This is a genomic window from Streptomyces sp. NPDC060027 (genome assembly GCF_042737005.1).
Taxonomy (GTDB): domain Bacteria; phylum Actinomycetota; class Actinomycetes; order Streptomycetales; family Streptomycetaceae; genus Streptomyces.
Genome location: NZ_JBHWVI010000003.1, coordinates 17,837 through 34,659, shown reverse-complemented (window position 1 = coordinate 34,659; position 16,823 = coordinate 17,837). Strand labels below are relative to the sequence as shown.

Below are 16,823 nucleotides of genomic sequence, written 5' to 3'. Positions count from 1 at the left end.
GTCCGGGCTGTGCCCGGTCAGACGCCGACGGTGCTCTCCGTGCCGCGCGCGGCCGGAATCGTGCACTCCGCGGGGTCTCCGGAGGCCTGCGCCGCGGCCAGTGCCCGGGCCCGGCGCCGGGCCAGCGGCGCCGCGAGCGCGGTCAGCGCGATGAACACGCCGATCGTCAGCAGCACGATCGTCGCGCCGGGCGGCACGTCCTGGTAGTACGACGTCACGGTGCCGCCGATCGTCACGGTCACCCCGATCGCCACCGCGACGGCGAAGGTCGCCGCGAAGCTCCGGGTGAGCTGCTGGGCCGCCGCCACCGGCACCACCATCAGCGCGCTCACGAGCAGCAGCCCGACCACCCGCATGGCGACGGTCACCGTGACCGCCGCCGTGACCGCCGTCAGCAGGTTCAGGGCCCGCACCGGAAGACCGGTCACCCGCGCGAACTCCTCGTCCTGGCTGACCGCGAACAACTGGCGGCGCAGTCCCACCGTGACGGCCACGACGAAGGCGGCCAGCAGGCAGATCGCCGTCACGTCGGACTCGCTCACCGTCGACAGGGAGCCGAAGAGATACGAGGTCAGGTTGGCGTTCGAGCCACCCGGCGCGAGGTTGATGAACATCACGCCGCCCGCCATGCCCCCGTAGAAGAGCATGGCCAGCGCGATGTCCCCGCGCGTCCTGCCGTACCAGCGGATCAGCTCCATGAGCACGGCGCCCAGCACGGACACGGCCATCGCCATCCACACCGGTGACGTGGACAGCAGGAAACCGAGGCCGACACCCGTCATGGCCACATGGCCGATCCCGTCGCCCATCAGGGCCTGGCGGCGCTGGACCAGATAGATGCCGACGGCGGGCGCGGTGATGCCCACCAGGACGGCGGCGAGCAGGGCCCGCTGCATGAAGGCGTAGTCGAGGATGTCCATCAGCTCAGCAGTCCCGTCCGGAGGGGTTCGGCGTCATGAGCCGCGTGCGGGTGTACGTGGTCGTGGCCGGGCAGCGCGTGCTGGCCGACCGCCCGCGGCGGCGGGCCGTCGTGCAGCACGCAGCCGTCCCGCAGGACGACCGCGCGGTCGATCAGCGGCTCCAGGGGGCCCAGCTCGTGCAGCACGAGCAGGACGGAGGTGCCCTGGGCGACCTGGTCGCGCAGGGTCGCGGCCAGCACCTCCTGGCTGGCGAGGTCCACGCCGGCCATCGGCTCGTCCATGATCAGCAGCTCGGGCTCGCAGGCCAGCGCGCGGGCGATGAGGACCCGCTGGTGCTGCCCGCCCGACAGGGCGTTCACGGAGTCCTTCGCGCGGTCCGCCATCCCGACGAGCTCCAGGGCCCGCCGTACGGCCGCGTGGTCGGCCTTGCGGAGCACACCGAAGCGCGCGCGGGACAGCCGCCCGGATGCGACGATCTCGGTCACCGTCGCCGGCACACCGCCCGCCGCCGTGGTGCGCTGCGGGACGTACCCGACCCGGTGCCAGTCGCGGAAGCGGCGCCGCGGGACGCCGAAGATCTCGATCTCGCCGGCGCTGACGGCGACCTGGCCGATGACACCGCGCACCGCGGTCGACTTGCCGGAGCCGTTGGCGCCGAGCAGCGCGACGACCTCGCCGCGGCGCACGGTGAGATCGATGCCGCGCAGGACCGGGCGCGAACCCAGCTCCGCCCGCACACCGCGCAGGGATACGACGGACTCGCTCACGACGTCCTCCACACTGGTCACTTGGCGCCGAGAGCCTTCTGCAGCGCCTTCAGGTTCGACTCCATGACCTGCATGTAGTCGCTGCCCCTGGACTTGTCGGTGATGCCTTCGAGCGGGTCGAGGACATCCGTCCGAAGACCCGTGTCGTCGGCGATCGTCCTGGCCGTCCTGTCGCTGACGAGCGTCTCGTAGAACACCGTCGTGACGCCGTCGGCCTTCGCCGTCGTCTCCAGGCCCTTCACCCGGTTCGCGCTGGGCTCCGACTCCGGGTCCAGGCCGTTGATGGCCTCCTCGGTGAGCCCGTAACGCTCGGCGAGGTAGCCGAACGCGGCGTGCGTGGTGATGAAGGTCCTGGTCTTCGTGTCCGCGAGGCCGTTGTGGAAGTCGGTGTTCAGCGCGACGAACTTCCTCCGCAGCGCCGACATGTTCTTCTCGTAGTCCGCGGCGTGCTTCGGGTCGGCCTTCTTCAGCTCGTCGGAGACCCCCTCGGCGACCTCCGCGAACCGCACCGGGTCGAGCCAGATGTGCGGGTCGGTGGCGCCGCTCTCCTCGCCCTCGCTGTCGTCGTGCGCGGCCGCGTGCCCGCCGACCTCGTTGCCGTGCTTCTCCAGCGTCGTCAGCGAAGCGGCGTCGATCTTGGTCTTCACCTCGGCCTGGGCCACCGCGTCGTCGACGGCCGGCTGGAGGTTCTTGAGGTAGAGGACGGCGTCCGCCTCCTGGAGCTGCGCCGTCTGCCGGGCGCTGATCTCCAGGTCGTGCGGCTCCTTGCCGGGCTGGGTCAGGTTCGTGACGTTCACATGCGTCCCGCCGATCTGCTCGGCGAGGTACTGAAGGGGGTAGAACGACGCCACAACGTCGAATTTTCCGTTGCTCCTGCCGTCGGCCGAGGCGGAGCCCGAGCAGGCGGTGAGAGCGCCGAGACCGAGGGCGGTGGCCGCCACGACCGCGGACCCCGATATGAGGCGTCGTCGTACGTTCATGACACTCATTTTCAACAAATCTGGAAACGATTGTCAACAAGCCCTCGTCGGAGTGGTCTCGCACCCCCCGACAAGAGGCATCAAGTGGATGTAAGCGGCAGCAAGCGGCCCACTCCGCGAACCGATTTGATACAGGGGTGGGCGACGCCGGTAACCTGAAGCATTCGCTGCCGTCCGTTCGTAATGAAGAGAGCACCGTGGCCGCCGACAAGATCGAGACCATCGTCAGCCTGAGCAAGCGCCGTGGCTTCGTTTTCCCCAGTAGTGAGATCTACGGCGGACAGCGTGCCGCCTGGGACTACGGCCCGCTCGGCGTCGAGCTCAAGGAGAACATCAAGCGCCAGTGGTGGCGTTACATGGTCACCTCCCGTGAGGACGTCGTCGGTATCGACTCGTCGGTGATCCTGGCCACCGAGACCTGGGTCGCCTCCGGCCACGTCGCCACCTTCACCGACCCCCTCACCGAGTGCACCTCCTGTCACAAGCGCTACCGCGCAGACCACCTGGAGGAGGCCTACGAGGCGAAGCACCACCGCCTCCCCGAGAACGGCCTCTCGGACGTCAACTGCCCGAACTGCGGCAACAAGGGCATGTTCACCGAGCCCAAGCAGTTCTCCGGCCTGCTCAGCACCCACCTCGGCCCCACCCAGGACAGCGGCTCCGTCGCCTACCTGCGCCCCGAGACCGCCCAGGGCATCTTCACCAACTTCGCCCAGGTGCAGACCACCTCGCGCCGCAAGCCGCCCTTCGGCATCGCGCAGATGGGCAAGTCCTTCCGCAACGAGATCACGCCCGGCAACTTCATCTTCCGCACCCGCGAGTTCGAGCAGATGGAGATGGAGTTCTTCGTCAAGCCGGGCGAGGACGAGAAGTGGCAGGAGTACTGGATGCAGGAGCGCTGGAACTGGTACACCGGCCTCGGCCTCAGCGAAGACAACATGCGCTGGTACGAGCACGCCAAGGAGAAGCTCTCCCACTACTCCAAGCGCACCGCCGACATCGAGTACCGCTTCCAGTTCGGCGGCAACGAGTGGGGTGAGCTGGAGGGCGTCGCCAACCGCACCGACTTCGACCTCGGCGCGCACTCCAAGGCCTCCGGCCAGGACCTCTCCTACTTCGACCAGGAAGCCGGAGAGCGCTGGACCCCGTACGTCATCGAGCCCGCCGCCGGTGTCGGCCGCGCCATGCTCGCCTTCCTCCTCGACGCCTACGTCGAGGACGAGGCCCCGAACGCCAAGGGCAAGATGGAGAAGCGCACCGTGCTGCGCCTCGACCCGCGCCTCGCGCCCGTCAAGGTCGCCGTGCTGCCCCTGTCGCGCAACCCGGAGCTCTCGCCCAAGGCCAAGGGTCTGGCCACCGCGCTGCGCCAGAACTGGAACATCGAGTTCGACGACGCCGGCGCCATCGGCCGCCGCTACCGTCGCCAGGACGAGATCGGCACCCCGTTCTGCGTCACCGTCGACTTCGACACCCTCGACGACAACGCCGTCACGGTGCGCGAGCGCGACTCGATGAAGCAGGAGCGCGTCTCGCTCGACCAGATCGAGGGCTACCTGGCCGGCCGCCTCATCGGCTGCTGATCACCCGCCGCTCACGAAGCCCCCGGTTCCCGAGCAGGGAACCGGGGGCTTCGCGTCGTCCCGGACCATGGGGTGTCCGGGCATCGATGGCACCGGCTGCCGGGCGGCACCGGTGCGGCGTGGGTGGCACCGGTGGCGGCGCCTCCTCCCGGCACCGTCGGCCGGGCCGGCCTCAACGGCCCTGCAGGGCCTTCACGTTGTCGCCGAACGTCCAGCTCTTCGAGCCGTCCCAGTTGACGGACCAGGTCATCAGACCCTTGAGACCGGTGCCGTAGTGGCGCCAGGCCTGGGAGACGAGACTCGGTGACATGTAGCCACCGCCGGCACCGGACTGCGCGGGCAGCCCCGGCACCTGCTTGTCGTAGGGAACCCTGATGGTGGTCCCCTGCACCACGAGCCCCTTGTTCAGGCAGTCGGTCTGAGCGGTGAAGCCCTGCACCGTGCCCGCGGAGTACGAGTCACCGGAGCAGCCGTACATGCTCCCGTTGTAGTACTGCATGTTCAGCCACCACAGACGCCCGTTGTCCGCGTACTTCTTGACGATCGGCAGATAGGCGCCCCAGATCGAGCCGTACGCGACGCTGCCACCGGTGACGTACGCCGTCTCCGGCGCCATGGTCAGCCCGAAGCCGGCCGGCATCTGCGCCAGCACCCCGTCGATGATGCGGATCAGGTTGGCCTGGGAGGCGGAGAGCTGACCGATGTTCCCGCTGCCGACGAGCCCCGTCTCGATGTCGATGTCGATCCCGTCGAAGTTGTACTTCTTCAGGATGGGAACGATCGTCGCGACGAAACGGTCGGCGACCGCGGACGAACTCAGGTCGATCCCGGCGGCCGCGCCACCGATGGACAGCAGGATCGTCTGCCCCGACGCCTTGGCCGCGCACATCTCGGCGGGCGTCGCGACCTTCACGCCGGTGTCCATCCCGTCCTGCCACAGCGCGGTGCCGTCCGAGCGGATGACGGGGAACGCCGCGTTGATCACGTTGTAGCCGTGTGCGGCGATACGGGAGTCGGTGATCGGCGTCCACCCGAAGGGCGGGTGCACACCGTTGGCGGAGCCGTCCCAGTTCTCCCAGTACCCCTGGAGAACCTTTCCGGCGGGGCGGGACTTGACGGCGCAGGTGTCCGCCGCGGAGGCGCTGGGGGCGCCCGCGATCGACAGCGGGGTGAGGACGGCCGCCGCCAGGGCGACGGCGAGCAGGCGCAGCTTCCGACGGATCATGCGAGGCCTCCCGGTGGGGGTGCGGTGAGGTGTCGTAGGCATGACAGTCGCGCGGTCCAGACCTTTCGTCAATAGGTCTGGACCAAAGTGACGCCGGTGACTCCGGGCGATGGCCCGCGGTTCACCGGCGGCCGGCCGTGAGCGCGGGGCGGACGGGGTCGGCCCGCGCGGGGCGGACGGGGTACGCGCCGGTGGGCAGGTCCGGAGCCCGGCGCACCAGGCCGGGACCCGCCGTGCGCGGGCGGCCCCGGCCCCCGGGCGGGCGCTCGGTGTCACCCGGCCTCGCGGCGCACGCGCAGCCGGGCCGTGAGGCTTTCAGTGGCGGTCGTGGAGCTCTTCCAGGGCGGCCCGCTCGCGGTGCTCCTGGTAGGGGGCATGGCCGGTGAGGGCGACGGCGAAATCCTCGGCGACCGAATCGATCAGGGTCTGCGCGGGAGTGACCCAGCTCTCGAACCGGCCCCCGATCGCGGCCTCCACCACCTGGTCGGCGTCGTCCGGGCTCATGCCGGTGCTGATGAGGAACCAGAGCAGGAGCCGTCCGGCCTGCCCCGGCAGCGCACCCGCCACGCCCGAGTCCAGCGCGAGCGTCACGAGCCGGACGCAGGCCCGCTCCAGGTGCCAGCTGCGGTCCTCGGGGGAGGCGTCGGGCGGCGGCGCCAGTTCCGCGAAGCGCAGGGCCAGCCACTCCAGCACCCCGCGCCACTGGACCAGCGCGGCCGCCGCGCGGGCCGCGGTCTCGTCGGGAGTCGTGACCGAGGTGGACGCGTGGCCCCAGCCGCCGGGGACTCCGCCGTACTGGTAGTCCCACCTCCAGCCCAAGGCCCAACTGCCGTAGCGCTCACGGATGATCGCGTCCACCTGTTGCTCGCACCAGGACTCGCCCTGCCACCAACCTGCCGGGCCGGAGAGCACGGGCGGAACCCATGGGCGGACCAGTGCGCGCAGGCGCGCCTCCTCGTCCTCGTCCCAGGTGAAGGGGTGGCGGGCCGGGTCGAGATGCCTCCAGTTCCGCACGGTCTCGTAGGAGACGGGGGGTACGAGGTTCTCGGGGAAGGGCAAGGTGTCTCGGTGGTACGTCAGTGCCGGGCCCGCCCTTTTGTCCGCCGCTGTGGTGCCCTCAGTCTCCGCCCGTGGAGCCGGACCCGGCGACTGAATTTCCGGACCTCGAACCCTGACCCGGACCTCGACCCGGACCTCGGACCTCGACCCGGACCTCGGACCCGGACCCCGACCCGGACCTCGGACCCCAACCGGGCCCCCCGGACCTCGAACCCCGGACCCGACCCGCCGACCCAGGCCCCGGCGCGCACCGCGTCCGCGGTGTGATCCGGGTGACCGCCCTCAGGCCTCTTTGGGGTCGACCGTCGCCTGGTGTTCCTCGGCCAGGTGCTCCTCCGCCTTCAACCAGGGGAGGAACTGGGCGCTTTTGCGCCAGCCGCAGGTGTCGCATCTGATGGTGCGCTGCACACCCGCTCGTTGCACGCGGACGGTGTGTTCGCGGCCGTGCTGGTCCCAGCGGCTTACTTTGCTCGTGTTGATCTGCAGCATGACGCCTCCTGGTTCTCCCGCTTCGTCTGCGCAGCAAGGAGTGTGCAGCATGGTGAAGATCAACGGGGGTTCTTCGGCGGTGAGTTCGGTGAGGGCGCGGTCGCTCTCAGGAGGCGGCGAGGTGTCCTTCGGCGGGCTCGTCGGCGGTGGTGGTGACGTTGACCTGGTGTTCTGTCCGCCGGTTCACGGGAACCCAGGTCGCCGTGAAACTCGCCGAGCAGGCGGCGCACCAGCGCGTCACGAGGGCTTCCAGTTCGGCGCGTTGGGGCTCGGTCCCCGGAGTCGGCGCGTATTCGTCCAGGAGGTGCGGCAGCATGGCCGCGGCCCGGAGCGGGGTGCGCCGGGCGAAGCCTCGATGCCGGCCGCGCGGGCGCGGGTGAGAGCGGGCAGCGGCGTGAAGGACGGGCGCGCGGGGGTCCCGGCTGGGGGCCAACGGGCCGCCTGCGCGCAGCGTTTCGGCCACGGCCCGGTGCATGCTGAAGCCGGCGTCCGGACCGGGCGGACGAAGGTGCCGCCGACGTCCGTGCCGGGCAGGGAGATCTGGATGATGTGCCGGGTGGCCGGGTGGCCGGGTGGCCGGGTGGCCGGGTGGCCGGGTGACCTGGTGGCCGGCCGGCCGCCGGTTCGCGCGGTCGGCCGGCCGGTCGGGACGGGCGCCTCAGCTGATCGTGCGCGGCAGCCGCAGGCTCAGTGCCGTGGTCAGGGCCACGCCCACCAGCTGGACCAGGAGTGTCGTCACCAGGGCGTCGCGCATGCCGTGGGCCGGGACGAGGGACAGGAACAGGGTGCCGAGGGTGGCCACCCCGACGGCGAGGGCCGCCTGCTGGGTGGTGGCCATCACGCCGCTGCCGACGCCGGCCCGGGCGGCCGGCACCTCGGAGAGGACGATCCGGATGAGGACGGGGAGCTGGAGCGCCTGACCCGCGCCGGCGACCGCCGCGCCGGGCAGCAGTTCCGCCACCCCGAGGTCCGGCCAGGACCGCCAGGCGGCCAGCGCGATGAGCGCCACGCCCACCGCCTGGATCAGCCCGCCGGCGGTGACGACCCGGGTGCCGTAGCGGGCGATCAGCCGCGGGCCGCACAGGGACGTGATGAAGAAGACGACCGCCATGGGAGCGAGGGCCATCCCCGCGGAGACGGGACCGAGCCCCGCGCCGCGCTGCAGAGCCACCGCGATCACGAACATGAAGCCGCTGAAGCCGATCGAGAACGGCACGATCATGATCAGGCCCCGGCGCAGCGAGGTCAGCTTGAGCAGGCTCGGCGGTACCAGGGGGGTCCGGCCGCGCCGGTCCGCGCGGCGTTCGACGAGGCAGAAGGCGGCGGCCGCGAGCGGGAACAGGGCGAGGGACACCCAGGTCCACAGCGGCCAGCCCGCCGCCCGGCCCTCGGTGAGCGGGGCGAGCAGGGCCAGCAGGGCGACCGCGAGCAGGACGGTGCCGGGGGTGTCGATCGGCTCCGGGTGCTGCGAGCGGGTCTCGGGGACGGCACGGGTGGCCAGGACCAGACCGAGGACGACGACGGGCACGTTCACGAGGAACACCGAGCGCCAGCCGGTGCCCGCGATGTCGGCCGCGACCAGGACGCCGCCGAGGATCTGCCCGGCCACCATGGACAGGCCGGCCGTGGCGCCGTACAGGCCCATCGCCTTGGCGCGGCGGGGCCCGGAGGTCGCCGACTGGATGGTGGCGAGGACCTGCGGCAGCATCGCCGCGGACGCCGCGCCCTGGGCGACACGTGCCGCCACCAGCGTCCACGCGGTGGGCGCGAGGCCGCAGGCGAGTGAGGTCAGGCCGAAGGCCGCCATGCCGCCGAGGAAGAGCCGGCGCCGGCCGAACAGGTCGCCGAGCCGTCCGCCGAGGACCAGCAGGACGGCGTACGCGACCCCGTAGCCGGCGACGACCAGTTCGAGGACGGCCTCACTCGCGTTCAGGTCATGCCCGATGGTCGGGAGGGCTACGTTGACGATGAAGAAGTCGATCAGGGGCAGTGCCGCGCCCAGCAGCACGGTGAACAGACCGAGGCCGCCCAGTGCGGGTGGCGCGGTGGGGGCGCGGACTGCGGTGGTGAGAGTTCCGGTTTCTGTCACGTCCTCCAGACTTCTCCCGTACTCAGACGGGTACCAGAGTCTTCTTATCCTGGTACAAGCACTACCTGGCAACAGGCTGCGGTGAGCGGCAGGCTGGAGGCATGACGACCATGGTGCGGGACACGACCACCGGCCCGGACCCGGCACGACCCACCCCGGACCCGGCACGACCCACCACGGGCGGGACGCGATCCGTCCCGGACGCGGGGGCCCCGGGTCCGGGACGGTCGGTTCCGGCTCCGGCGGCTTCCGGACGGCCGCCCGCGGACGCGGCCCCCGGCAGTGCGCCCGGCCCCTCGCGGACGTCGGGCCCCGCGGGGTCCCGCGGCAGCGAGATCCGGCGGCACGAGCTGGCCACCTTCCTGCGCAGCCGGCGCGAGCGCATCACGCCCGAGCAGGTCCAGCTGCCCCGTGGCCGCCGTCGGCGCACACCGGGCCTGCGCCGCGAGGAGGTCGCCCAGCTCTCCGCGGTCGGGGTCACCTGGTACACCTGGCTCGAGCAGGCGCGCGACATCCAGGTCTCCGAGCAGGTCCTCGACGCCCTGGCGCGCACCCTGCGGCTCGACTCCAGCGAGCGGGCGCACCTCTTCCAGCTGGCCGGAGCCGTCGACCCCTCGCCCGCCGCCCAGTGCGCGGTCATCACCCCGGCGCTGCGCCAGATCCTGACCCAGCTGGAGCCGGTTCCGGCCTGCATCCAGAACAGCCGGTACGACATCCTGGCGTACAACCGCACGTACGCGCGTCTGATGATGGGCGACCTCGACACGATCCCGCCCGCCGACCGCAACTGCATGATCCTCGCCTACACCAACGCGGAGTGGCGCCGGTCGATCGTCCTCCTGGACGAGACCATGCGACTGATGGCCGCGCGGCTGCGCGTCTCGATGGCCGGGCACCTCGGGGAACCCGCCTGGAAGATGCTGCTGAAGCGCCTGAGGTCCGAGTCCGCCGAGTTCCGCGAGATCTGGGACCGGTACGAGGTGGTCGGCGCCCGCGGCAAGACCAAGAAGTTCGTGAACCCGTACGTCGGTCTCGTCACCGTCGATCACACCGACCTGTGGCTCGCGCCCGACCTGGGCGCCCGCATGGTGACGTACGCGCCCTCCGACGAGGAGAGCCGCGAACGGCTGGAGAAGCTGCACGCGATCGCGCTGGAGGCGGAGGCGGAGGCGGAGGCGGAGGCCGCAGCCGCAGCCGAGGCCGGAACGGCATCCCGCGCGGAGGCGCCGGGGGCGGCCTGATCCGGGTGCCGCCGACGCCGACGCCGAGGGTGCCGTCCGTATCGTCGGCGCGGTGGGGCGTCGGTACGGACGGACGGCGGACGTGGTGAGGCGCCGGTACGCACGGACGGCGGACGCGGTGAGGCGCCAGCCCGGTCAGACGGCGGACGCGGTGACGCGCCAGCCCGGTCAGACGGCGGAGCGGTCCTGTGCCCGTACGTCCGCCGTCTCCCGGATCTCCGGGGACTCCAGCAGGCGGGCCGTGCGCTCGGCCGTCGCGCGGGCCCAGCGCCCGCTGGTGAGCGCGCCGAGGACGAGGACGGCGAGACCGCAGCCGGTGATGACCCACCAGCCGGGGCGGGCCGCCGCGACGAAGGTGTCCCGGTAGGCGGAGGCGTGGATGCCGGAGGCGAGGGCCGCTCCGATGACGGCGACGCCGAGGGTGCCGCCGATCTGGCGGCTGGTCGAGGCGACGGCGGCGGCGACGCCCGCCTGGGAGCGGGGCATGCCGGAGACGGCCGTGTTGGTGATGGGGGCGTTCACGAATCCGAAGCCGAGGCCGAAGAAGACGTAACCGATGACGAGCGTGACGTTCGACGTCTCCCCTTCGAACGCGGCGAACAGCACCCCGCTCACGGTCATCGCGACACCGGCGATCAGCAGCGACGGGCGGGGGCCGCGGCTGCCGACCAGGCGTCCCGAGACGGGCGCGCAGACGAAGCACAGGGCGGCCATGGGCAGCATCCACAGGCCCGCGTGCAGGGCGTCGAGGCCGCGCACGTTCTGCAGGTACAGCGTCGACAGGAACAGGAAGCCGCTGAGCGCGGCGAACGCGCTCACCGCGATGACGGTGGCACCGCTGAACGGCGCCGAGCGGAAGAAGCGCAGGTCGATGAGGGGTTCGTCGCGCCGGGGTTCGTACCACAGGAGGCCGAGCAGCGCGGCGAGGGCGATCACGCCGAAGCCGGTGGTCCACAGGGCGCCGGAGGTGGGCGCCTCGATGATGGCGTACGTCAGCGAGCCGAGCAGCACGATGACGAGGAGCTGGCCGACCGGGTCGGGGCGGCGGGCCTTGGGGGCGCGGGACTCGGGGACGAAGCGCAGGGTCAGCAGGAGCGCGGCGAGGCCGATGGGGAGGTTGATCCAGAAGATCGACCGCCAGCCGACCGTCTCGACGAGCAGGCCGCCCACCAGAGGTCCGGCGGCCATGGAGATGCCGACCACGGCGCCCCACACGCCGATCGCGCGGGCGCGTTCGCGCGGGTCCGTGAAGGTGTTGGTGATGATCGACATCGCCACCGGGTTCAGCATCGAGCCGCCGACCGCCTGCACCATCCGGAAGACGATGAGCGCGTCGAGGTTCGGGGCGAGGGAGCAGAGCACCGAGCCGATGGTGAAGAGGACCAGGCCCGCCATGAAGACCTTGCGCCGGCCGATACGGTCGGCGGTGGAGCCCGCGAGCATCAGCAGGGAGGCCAGCACCAGGGTGTACGCGTCGATGGCCCACTGCATGCCCGCGACGCTCGTGTGCAGTTCCCGCTGCATCGAGGGCAGGGCGACGTTCAGGACCGTGACGTCGAGGCTCACGATCAGCAGGCTCATGCAGCAGATCGCGAGCACCAGCATCCGGTGACGGTGGCTGAGCTCAGACATTCCCTCAATGTACGCCGCTGTCGATAGTGTGTCTAACTAATGACCGCTACACGATCTTTCGCGCGAGCACCCGGCGCCGTGCGCCACAATGGGGGAATGTCCACGCCCACGTCCACCGTGAACCCCCTGCTGTCGATCGGTCCCCACCAGGTGCAGCCGCCCATCGTCCTGGCCCCCATGGCCGGGATCACGAACGCGCCGTTCCGCACGCTGTGCCGCGAGTTCACGGGCGGCAAGGGCCTGTTCGTCAGCGAGATGATCACCACGCGGGCGCTGGTCGAACGCAACGAGAAGACCATGCAGCTGATCCACTTCGACGCGACCGAGAAGCCGCGCTCGATCCAGCTCTACGGGGTCGACCCCGCCACCGTCGGCAAGGCCGTCCGCATGATCGCGGAAGAGGACCTCGCCGACCACATCGACCTCAACTTCGGCTGCCCGGTCCCCAAGGTCACCCGCAAGGGCGGCGGCTCCGCCCTCCCGTACAAGCGCCACCTGCTGCGCGCGATCCTGCGCGAGGCCGTCGGCGGCGCCGGGGACCTGCCCGTCACCATGAAGATGCGCAAGGGCATCGACGACGACCACATCACCTTCCTCGACGCCGGGCGGATCGCGGTCGAGGAGGGCGTGACGGCGATCGCGCTGCACGGCCGTACCGCGGCCCAGCACTACGGCGGCACCGCGGACTGGGACGCCATCGCCCGCCTGAAGGAACACGTGCCGGAGATCCCCGTCCTCGGCAACGGCGACATCTGGTCGGCGGACGACGCGCTGCGGATGATGCGCGAGACCGGGTGCGACGGGGTCGTGGTCGGGCGCGGGTGCCTCGGCCGGCCGTGGCTGTTCGGTGACCTGGTAGCGGCCTTCGAGGGCCGCGCCGATGCCTACGCGCGGCCGGCGCTGCGCGAGGTCGCCGCGGTCATGGTCCGCCACGCCACGCTCCTCGGCGAGTGGATCGGCGACGAGGCGCGCGGAGTCATCGACTTCCGCAAGCACGTCGCCTGGTACCTCAAGGGCTTCGCGGTCGGCTCGGAGATGCGCAAGCGCCTCGCCATCACCTCCTCGCTCGCCGAACTCTCCGACGGACTGGCCGAGCTGGACCTCGACCAGCCGTGGCCGTCGGGCGCCGACGGACCCCGCGGCCGTACCTCAGGCAACAACAGGGTCGTCCTGCCGGACGGCTGGCTGAAGGACCCCTACGACTGCGCGGGCGTGTCCGAGGACGCGGAACTGGACACGTCCGGCGGCTGAGCCGCCGGACGCGAGGTGCGCGCGCCGCCCCGCGCGCGCACCGGACCCGGACCCGTCAGGCGCCACCCACCGCCGTGAGCAGGGCCAGGGGGGCCGCCGCCGACCTCGACTCCCTTATACAGGCGTGCGGGTAGGGCACCGGCTCGGCATGGGTGTCGCGCCCGTAGCCCGCGAGAACCTCGGGGAGGCGGTGACCGGCGGCCGTGGCGGCGTCCACGAGCGCGTGCGCCACCGTACGGGCCTCGTCGTGCAGGCCGTACCGCGCCAGCCCCAGCGTGATGAGGGCGTTGTCGTGGGGCCAGACCGAACCCCGGTGATACGACAGCGGATGGTAGGCGGGCTGGCCGGAGGCCAGCGTGCGCACGCCCCAGCCGGAGAAGAAGTCCGGTTCGAGGAGCCGGCGGCCCACCAGCTCGCCGTACTCCTTGTCCAGCAGGCCGGACCACAGCAGATGACCCGCGTCCGAGGCGAGCGCGTCGACATGGCGGCCGTCGCCGTCCAACGCCAGCGCGGGGAAGGAGTGTTCACTCATCCAGAAGTCCCGCTGGAACCGGTCGCGAAGGTCGGCGGCGGCCTGTTCCAGGAGCGCCGCGTAGACCTCGTCGCCCCAGACCGTGCGGGCCAGCAGCGCGGTGCGGCGCAGCGCGTCGTACGCGTATCCCTGGGCGCCCGCCGCCATCACCGGGCCGGTCGGGCGGCTGCCGTCGGCCGAACAGATGGCGCCGGGGGAGTCCTTCCAGTTCTGGTTGGCGAGGCCGCCGCCGTCCGCCCGGTAGACGAGATAGCCGCGCGAGGTCAGTCCGCCGTGGTCCAGCATCCAGCCGATCGCCGCACGGGCGTTGGGCTCCAGCCGGCGGGCCAGCGCCACATCACCGGTCCGCTCGGTGTACGCGCCGAGCAGCACCAGGAACAGCGGCGTCGCGTCCACCGAACCGTAGTAACGCCCGTACGGCACCTGCCCGAAGTGCGCCAGCTCGCCGTGCCGCACCTCGTGCACGATCTTGCCGGGCTGGGCGACCGTGTCCGCTCCCACCTCGACCGCCTGGGTGGCGGCCAGCGCGGGCAGCGTGGCGGCGGCGAGCTGGGGCCGGTAGGGCAGCGCGAAGAGCGAGGTGAGCAGCGCGTCTCGGCCCAGCAGGGTGAGGAACCAGGGGACTCCGGCCGCGGGAACCCGCAGCTCCTCGCCGTCCGGGCCCGTCGCCGGCACCTGGAGCACCGCCAGGTCCGACAGGCCTCGCGCACAGGCCGCGGCCAGCTCCGGCCAGCCGGTCGGGAAGGGCACGCCCTCCGCGAACTCGCCCTCCAGGGCGAGGAGTCGCTCATTGGCCGCGGCGGGGGAGGCGGGCACCCGCGGCGCGTGCGCGGCGCCGTGCGGACGCGCCGCGACCCGCAGCGCCAGCTCCGCCGAGCCGTGCGGTTCGAGGTCGAGGGTCCATACGAGGCGACGCGCGCCCGTGCCCGTCTCCTCCACCCCGTCCGGAGCGGGCTCGGAGGTGACCGTCGTACGGGACTGCCACTCCCCGCGCCGATAGCTGAACTCCACACCGTCGTCGAGGACCTGGCGCTGGCGCACGACGCCCGTCTTCGCGTACGTGCGGTAGTCGGAGCGCAGCTCGAACTGGTCCGTGAAGTCGGCGTCCGCGGTGACCGCGATGCGGACCGTGGTGGTCGTCGGACGGTTGCTGGTGACGCGCAGCGCCTCCACGAACGCGCCCTCGGCGACGGCCTGTTCGCGGAAGAGCGTGTACGCGGGCGGTTCGTTGCGGCCGCCCCGCGGCACCAGCACACAGCGTGCCGTGTCCCCGTCCGCGACCGGCGTGAGTGCCTCGGGCACCGCGCCGTCCACCGTCAGCTGCCAGCGGCTGAGATGCCGGGCGTCCCGGACGAATAACCCGTCCGGAGAGCTGCCGCCCCGTACTCCGCTGATGTCCCCGCCGTCGCCCACGGCGGCGAACGTCCCACCGTGCACGAGCAGATGATGCCGGTCCGTCATCCCCGGTCCCCTCCCTTGGCGCCCGTCTCGAACGCGAATGCGCGCTGTCCCGCAGTGCTGTGTGCCGTGTCGATTAACGTGTCGTGCCCCGCCGGGGACACGATCGGTGCCGCCCCGGAGGGCTCGTGCAGCAGGTCGAGCGTCAGCGCCGCCGTCCAGCTGAAACCGAGCGCTCCGCAGGCCTCGCCGGTGTACGGGTCCACGTACTCCGCGAACCCGGACTCCCCGGCGGTGTCCAGCAGGGCGGCCCGCAGTCCGTCCGCCCGTCCGTGCTCCCCGTGCAGCCGCAGCCCGCGCTCCAGCAGCCAGTTGGTGTTGAACCAGGCCGGCCCCCGCCAGTACCGGTGCGGATCGAACGCCTCGCCGGTCAGGTCGTAACTGGGCGCGAGCCGCGTCGCCCCGCCCAGTCCGAAGTGCGGCCCGCCCGCGGTCCGTACGAGCGTGGCCGCGATGTCGCGCGGCAGCGCGGGCAGGATGAGCGGGAGCAGCCCGGCGACACTGCGCTCGGGGATCAGGGCACCGCGCCCGCCGTTCCCGTCGCTCCGCTCGTCGCGGCAGAAGAACATGCCCTCCGCCGGATCCCACAGCCGCTCCACCAGTGCCGCAGTCAGCCGCTCGGCGCGCGCGTGGCGGGCGGTCCCCGCCGCGCCCAGCTCCTGCGCGATACGGGCCAGCGCGTGTTCCGACGCGATCAGCAGAGCGTTGAACGCCGGGTCCTCGACGGCGAACTCGCCGCCGCCGTCGGCGTACCCCCGATCCCGGTAGTCCGTGGCCAGCCGTACGTACCGCCCGTAGTCGAGGTCCGTCGGCCGGTCCTCGGGGGCGCCGTGGTCGAGGTCCGCGCGCCGGAAGGAGCGGGCCGGTGCCGGGGTGACACGGCTGAGCGGGGCGTCCCAGCAGGGACTGTTGTCCATGCCCTGCTCCCAGGGGTGGACCACACAGGCGAGGCCCCCGCCGCCGAGGTCCCGGCGGTGCAGGAGATAGCGGTGCCAGGCCGCCAGTCGGGGATACATCCGGGAGAGGAAGGAGCGGGCCCGGGACAGCCCCGGGTCCGCCCGGTGCACCAGCCACACGGCGAGCGCGTGCACCGGTGGCTGCACGATGCCCGACGTCTGTACGGTGCGCGGGGCGCCCGCAGCGCGCCCCGCGGTCGAGGAGCGCCAGAAGTCGGGGCTCGGGAAGTAGGCGTCGAGCGGGACGGAGGGGTTGAACACGATGTGCGGGACACGCCCGTCGGCCCACTGCGCGCCGAGCAGCGTCTCCAGCTCCGTCTGCGCCCGCAGCGGGGACAGATGGCGCAGGCCGATCGCGATGAACGCCGAGTCCCAGGACCACTGGTGCGGATACAGACCGCGCGAGGGCACCGTGGACGTTCCCGTCCAGTTGCCGTTCAGCACGCGGGATGCCCTGAGGTGCAGCGACCCCGCAAGGTCGGCAGGATCGTATACAAGAGGTCCGGTCCGCGCGATCTCGCCCGGACCGGGCGGAGAGGGTGGTCCGGAGGCGTGCACAGGAGTGCCGGAGGTACGCACGGGGGTGGTGAGCCCCGTGCGCAGGGCGGTGAGCTGGGTTGTGCTGTCCACTCAGGTCTCCCCGA

Annotated in this window: 14 protein-coding genes; 3 read left to right on the top strand and 11 right to left on the bottom strand. The window is 71.9% G+C overall.

Translation table 11 applies throughout. The features are described 5' to 3' along the window. Positions 1 to 17 precede the first annotated feature (17 nt). From ACFWBT_RS01375 to ACFWBT_RS01365, 3 genes are read right to left on the bottom strand one after another with little or no spacing between them, the layout of a single operon-like run. Positions 18 to 920 (bottom strand): metal ABC transporter permease, encoded by a 903-nt coding sequence (locus ACFWBT_RS01375; protein WP_385694391.1) that lies wholly within the window; start codon positions 918 to 920, stop codon positions 18 to 20. Then, entirely contained in the window at positions 920 to 1,687 is a 768-nt protein-coding gene (locus ACFWBT_RS01370; RefSeq protein ID WP_385694389.1) for a metal ABC transporter ATP-binding protein, read from the bottom strand. The genes ACFWBT_RS01375 and ACFWBT_RS01370 overlap by 1 nt, the downstream gene beginning before the upstream one ends. 17 nt (positions 1,688 to 1,704) lie before the next feature. Then, positions 1,705 to 2,667, bottom strand: a complete 963-nt coding sequence (locus tag ACFWBT_RS01365) for a metal ABC transporter substrate-binding protein (RefSeq protein ID WP_385694386.1) — start codon at positions 2,665 to 2,667, stop codon at positions 1,705 to 1,707. A 197-nt stretch (positions 2,668 to 2,864) separates the two neighbouring features. On the opposite strand from ACFWBT_RS01365, the gene ACFWBT_RS01360 reads away from it, so the two are divergent. Beyond that, positions 2,865 to 4,247 carry a glycine--tRNA ligase gene (locus ACFWBT_RS01360; protein ID WP_385694383.1) on the top strand — a complete coding sequence of 461 codons (1,383 nt, stop codon included), beginning with the start codon at positions 2,865 to 2,867 and terminating at the stop codon, positions 4,245 to 4,247. 172 nt (positions 4,248 to 4,419) lie between these two features. On the opposite strand, the gene ACFWBT_RS01355 is transcribed toward ACFWBT_RS01360, so the two are convergent. The 5 genes from ACFWBT_RS01355 to ACFWBT_RS01335 all read right to left on the bottom strand — a co-directional run bounded on the left by ACFWBT_RS01355 (position 4,420) and on the right by ACFWBT_RS01335 (position 9,109). After that, positions 4,420 to 5,472 carry a chitinase gene (locus tag ACFWBT_RS01355; protein ID WP_385694381.1) on the bottom strand — a complete coding sequence of 351 codons (1,053 nt, stop codon included), beginning with the start codon at positions 5,470 to 5,472 and terminating at the stop codon, positions 4,420 to 4,422. A gap of 315 nt (positions 5,473 to 5,787) precedes the next feature. Beyond that, positions 5,788 to 6,531: a hypothetical protein gene (locus ACFWBT_RS01350; protein ID WP_385694379.1), complete on the bottom strand. Its 744-nt coding sequence runs from the start codon at positions 6,529 to 6,531 to the stop codon at positions 5,788 to 5,790. Positions 6,532 to 6,813: 282 nt separating this feature from the next. Then, a complete protein-coding gene (locus ACFWBT_RS01345; protein WP_266758517.1) occupies positions 6,814 to 7,020 on the bottom strand; it encodes a hypothetical protein in 207 nt (68 codons plus the stop codon). Between the two features lie 106 nt (positions 7,021 to 7,126). Further along, on the bottom strand, positions 7,127 to 7,336 hold the full coding sequence (locus tag ACFWBT_RS01340; RefSeq protein ID WP_385694376.1) for a hypothetical protein: 210 nt from the start codon (positions 7,334 to 7,336) through the stop codon (positions 7,127 to 7,129). A 342-nt stretch (positions 7,337 to 7,678) separates the two neighbouring features. Continuing rightward, positions 7,679 to 9,109, bottom strand: a complete 1,431-nt coding sequence (locus ACFWBT_RS01335) for an MFS transporter (protein ID WP_385694373.1) — start codon at positions 9,107 to 9,109, stop codon at positions 7,679 to 7,681. Between the two features lie 110 nt (positions 9,110 to 9,219). Here ACFWBT_RS01335 and ACFWBT_RS01330 point away from each other — a divergent pair, with 110 nt between their 5' ends. Next, entirely contained in the window at positions 9,220 to 10,350 is a 1,131-nt protein-coding gene (locus ACFWBT_RS01330; protein WP_385694561.1) for a helix-turn-helix domain-containing protein, read from the top strand. Positions 10,351 to 10,518: 168 nt separating this feature from the next. On the opposite strand, the gene ACFWBT_RS01325 is transcribed toward ACFWBT_RS01330, so the two are convergent. Beyond that, entirely contained in the window at positions 10,519 to 11,982 is a 1,464-nt protein-coding gene (locus ACFWBT_RS01325; protein ID WP_385694370.1) for an MFS transporter, read from the bottom strand. A gap of 96 nt (positions 11,983 to 12,078) precedes the next feature. Between ACFWBT_RS01325 and dusB the strand changes: the two genes are divergently transcribed. After that, positions 12,079 to 13,233: a tRNA dihydrouridine synthase DusB gene (gene dusB, locus ACFWBT_RS01320; RefSeq protein ID WP_385694368.1), complete on the top strand. Its 1,155-nt coding sequence runs from the start codon at positions 12,079 to 12,081 to the stop codon at positions 13,231 to 13,233. Positions 13,234 to 13,288: 55 nt separating this feature from the next. Here dusB and ACFWBT_RS01315 read toward each other — a convergent pair whose 3' ends face one another. Continuing rightward, a complete protein-coding gene (locus tag ACFWBT_RS01315; protein ID WP_385694366.1) occupies positions 13,289 to 15,226 on the bottom strand; it encodes a glycogen debranching N-terminal domain-containing protein in 1,938 nt (645 codons plus the stop codon). Then, positions 15,223 to 16,695, bottom strand: a complete 1,473-nt coding sequence (locus ACFWBT_RS01310) for a hypothetical protein (protein ID WP_385694558.1) — start codon at positions 16,693 to 16,695, stop codon at positions 15,223 to 15,225. Before ACFWBT_RS01310 ends, ACFWBT_RS01315 begins: the two co-directional genes overlap by 4 nt. Positions 16,696 to 16,823 lie beyond the last annotated feature (128 nt).

Bases quoted from the DNA above. Each gene is read 5' to 3' on its own strand.
- ACFWBT_RS01355 (WP_385694381.1), bottom strand. From the start codon at position 5,472: ATGATCCGTCGGAAGCTGCGCCTGCTCGCCGTCGCCCTGGCGGCGGCC.
- ACFWBT_RS01340 (WP_385694376.1), bottom strand. From the start codon at position 7,336: ATGCTGCCGCACCTCCTGGACGAATACGCGCCGACTCCGGGGACCGAG.
- dusB (WP_385694368.1), top strand. From the start codon at position 12,079: ATGTCCACGCCCACGTCCACCGTGAACCCCCTGCTGTCGATCGGTCCC.
- ACFWBT_RS01375 (WP_385694391.1), bottom strand. From the start codon at position 920: ATGGACATCCTCGACTACGCCTTCATGCAGCGGGCCCTGCTCGCCGCC.
- ACFWBT_RS01330 (WP_385694561.1), top strand. From the start codon at position 9,220: ATGGTGCGGGACACGACCACCGGCCCGGACCCGGCACGACCCACCCCG.
- ACFWBT_RS01365 (WP_385694386.1), bottom strand. From the start codon at position 2,667: ATGAACGTACGACGACGCCTCATATCGGGGTCCGCGGTCGTGGCGGCC.
- ACFWBT_RS01325 (WP_385694370.1), bottom strand. From the start codon at position 11,982: ATGTCTGAGCTCAGCCACCGTCACCGGATGCTGGTGCTCGCGATCTGC.
- ACFWBT_RS01345 (WP_266758517.1), bottom strand. From the start codon at position 7,020: ATGCTGCAGATCAACACGAGCAAAGTAAGCCGCTGGGACCAGCACGGC.
- ACFWBT_RS01315 (WP_385694366.1), bottom strand. From the start codon at position 15,226: ATGACGGACCGGCATCATCTGCTCGTGCACGGTGGGACGTTCGCCGCC.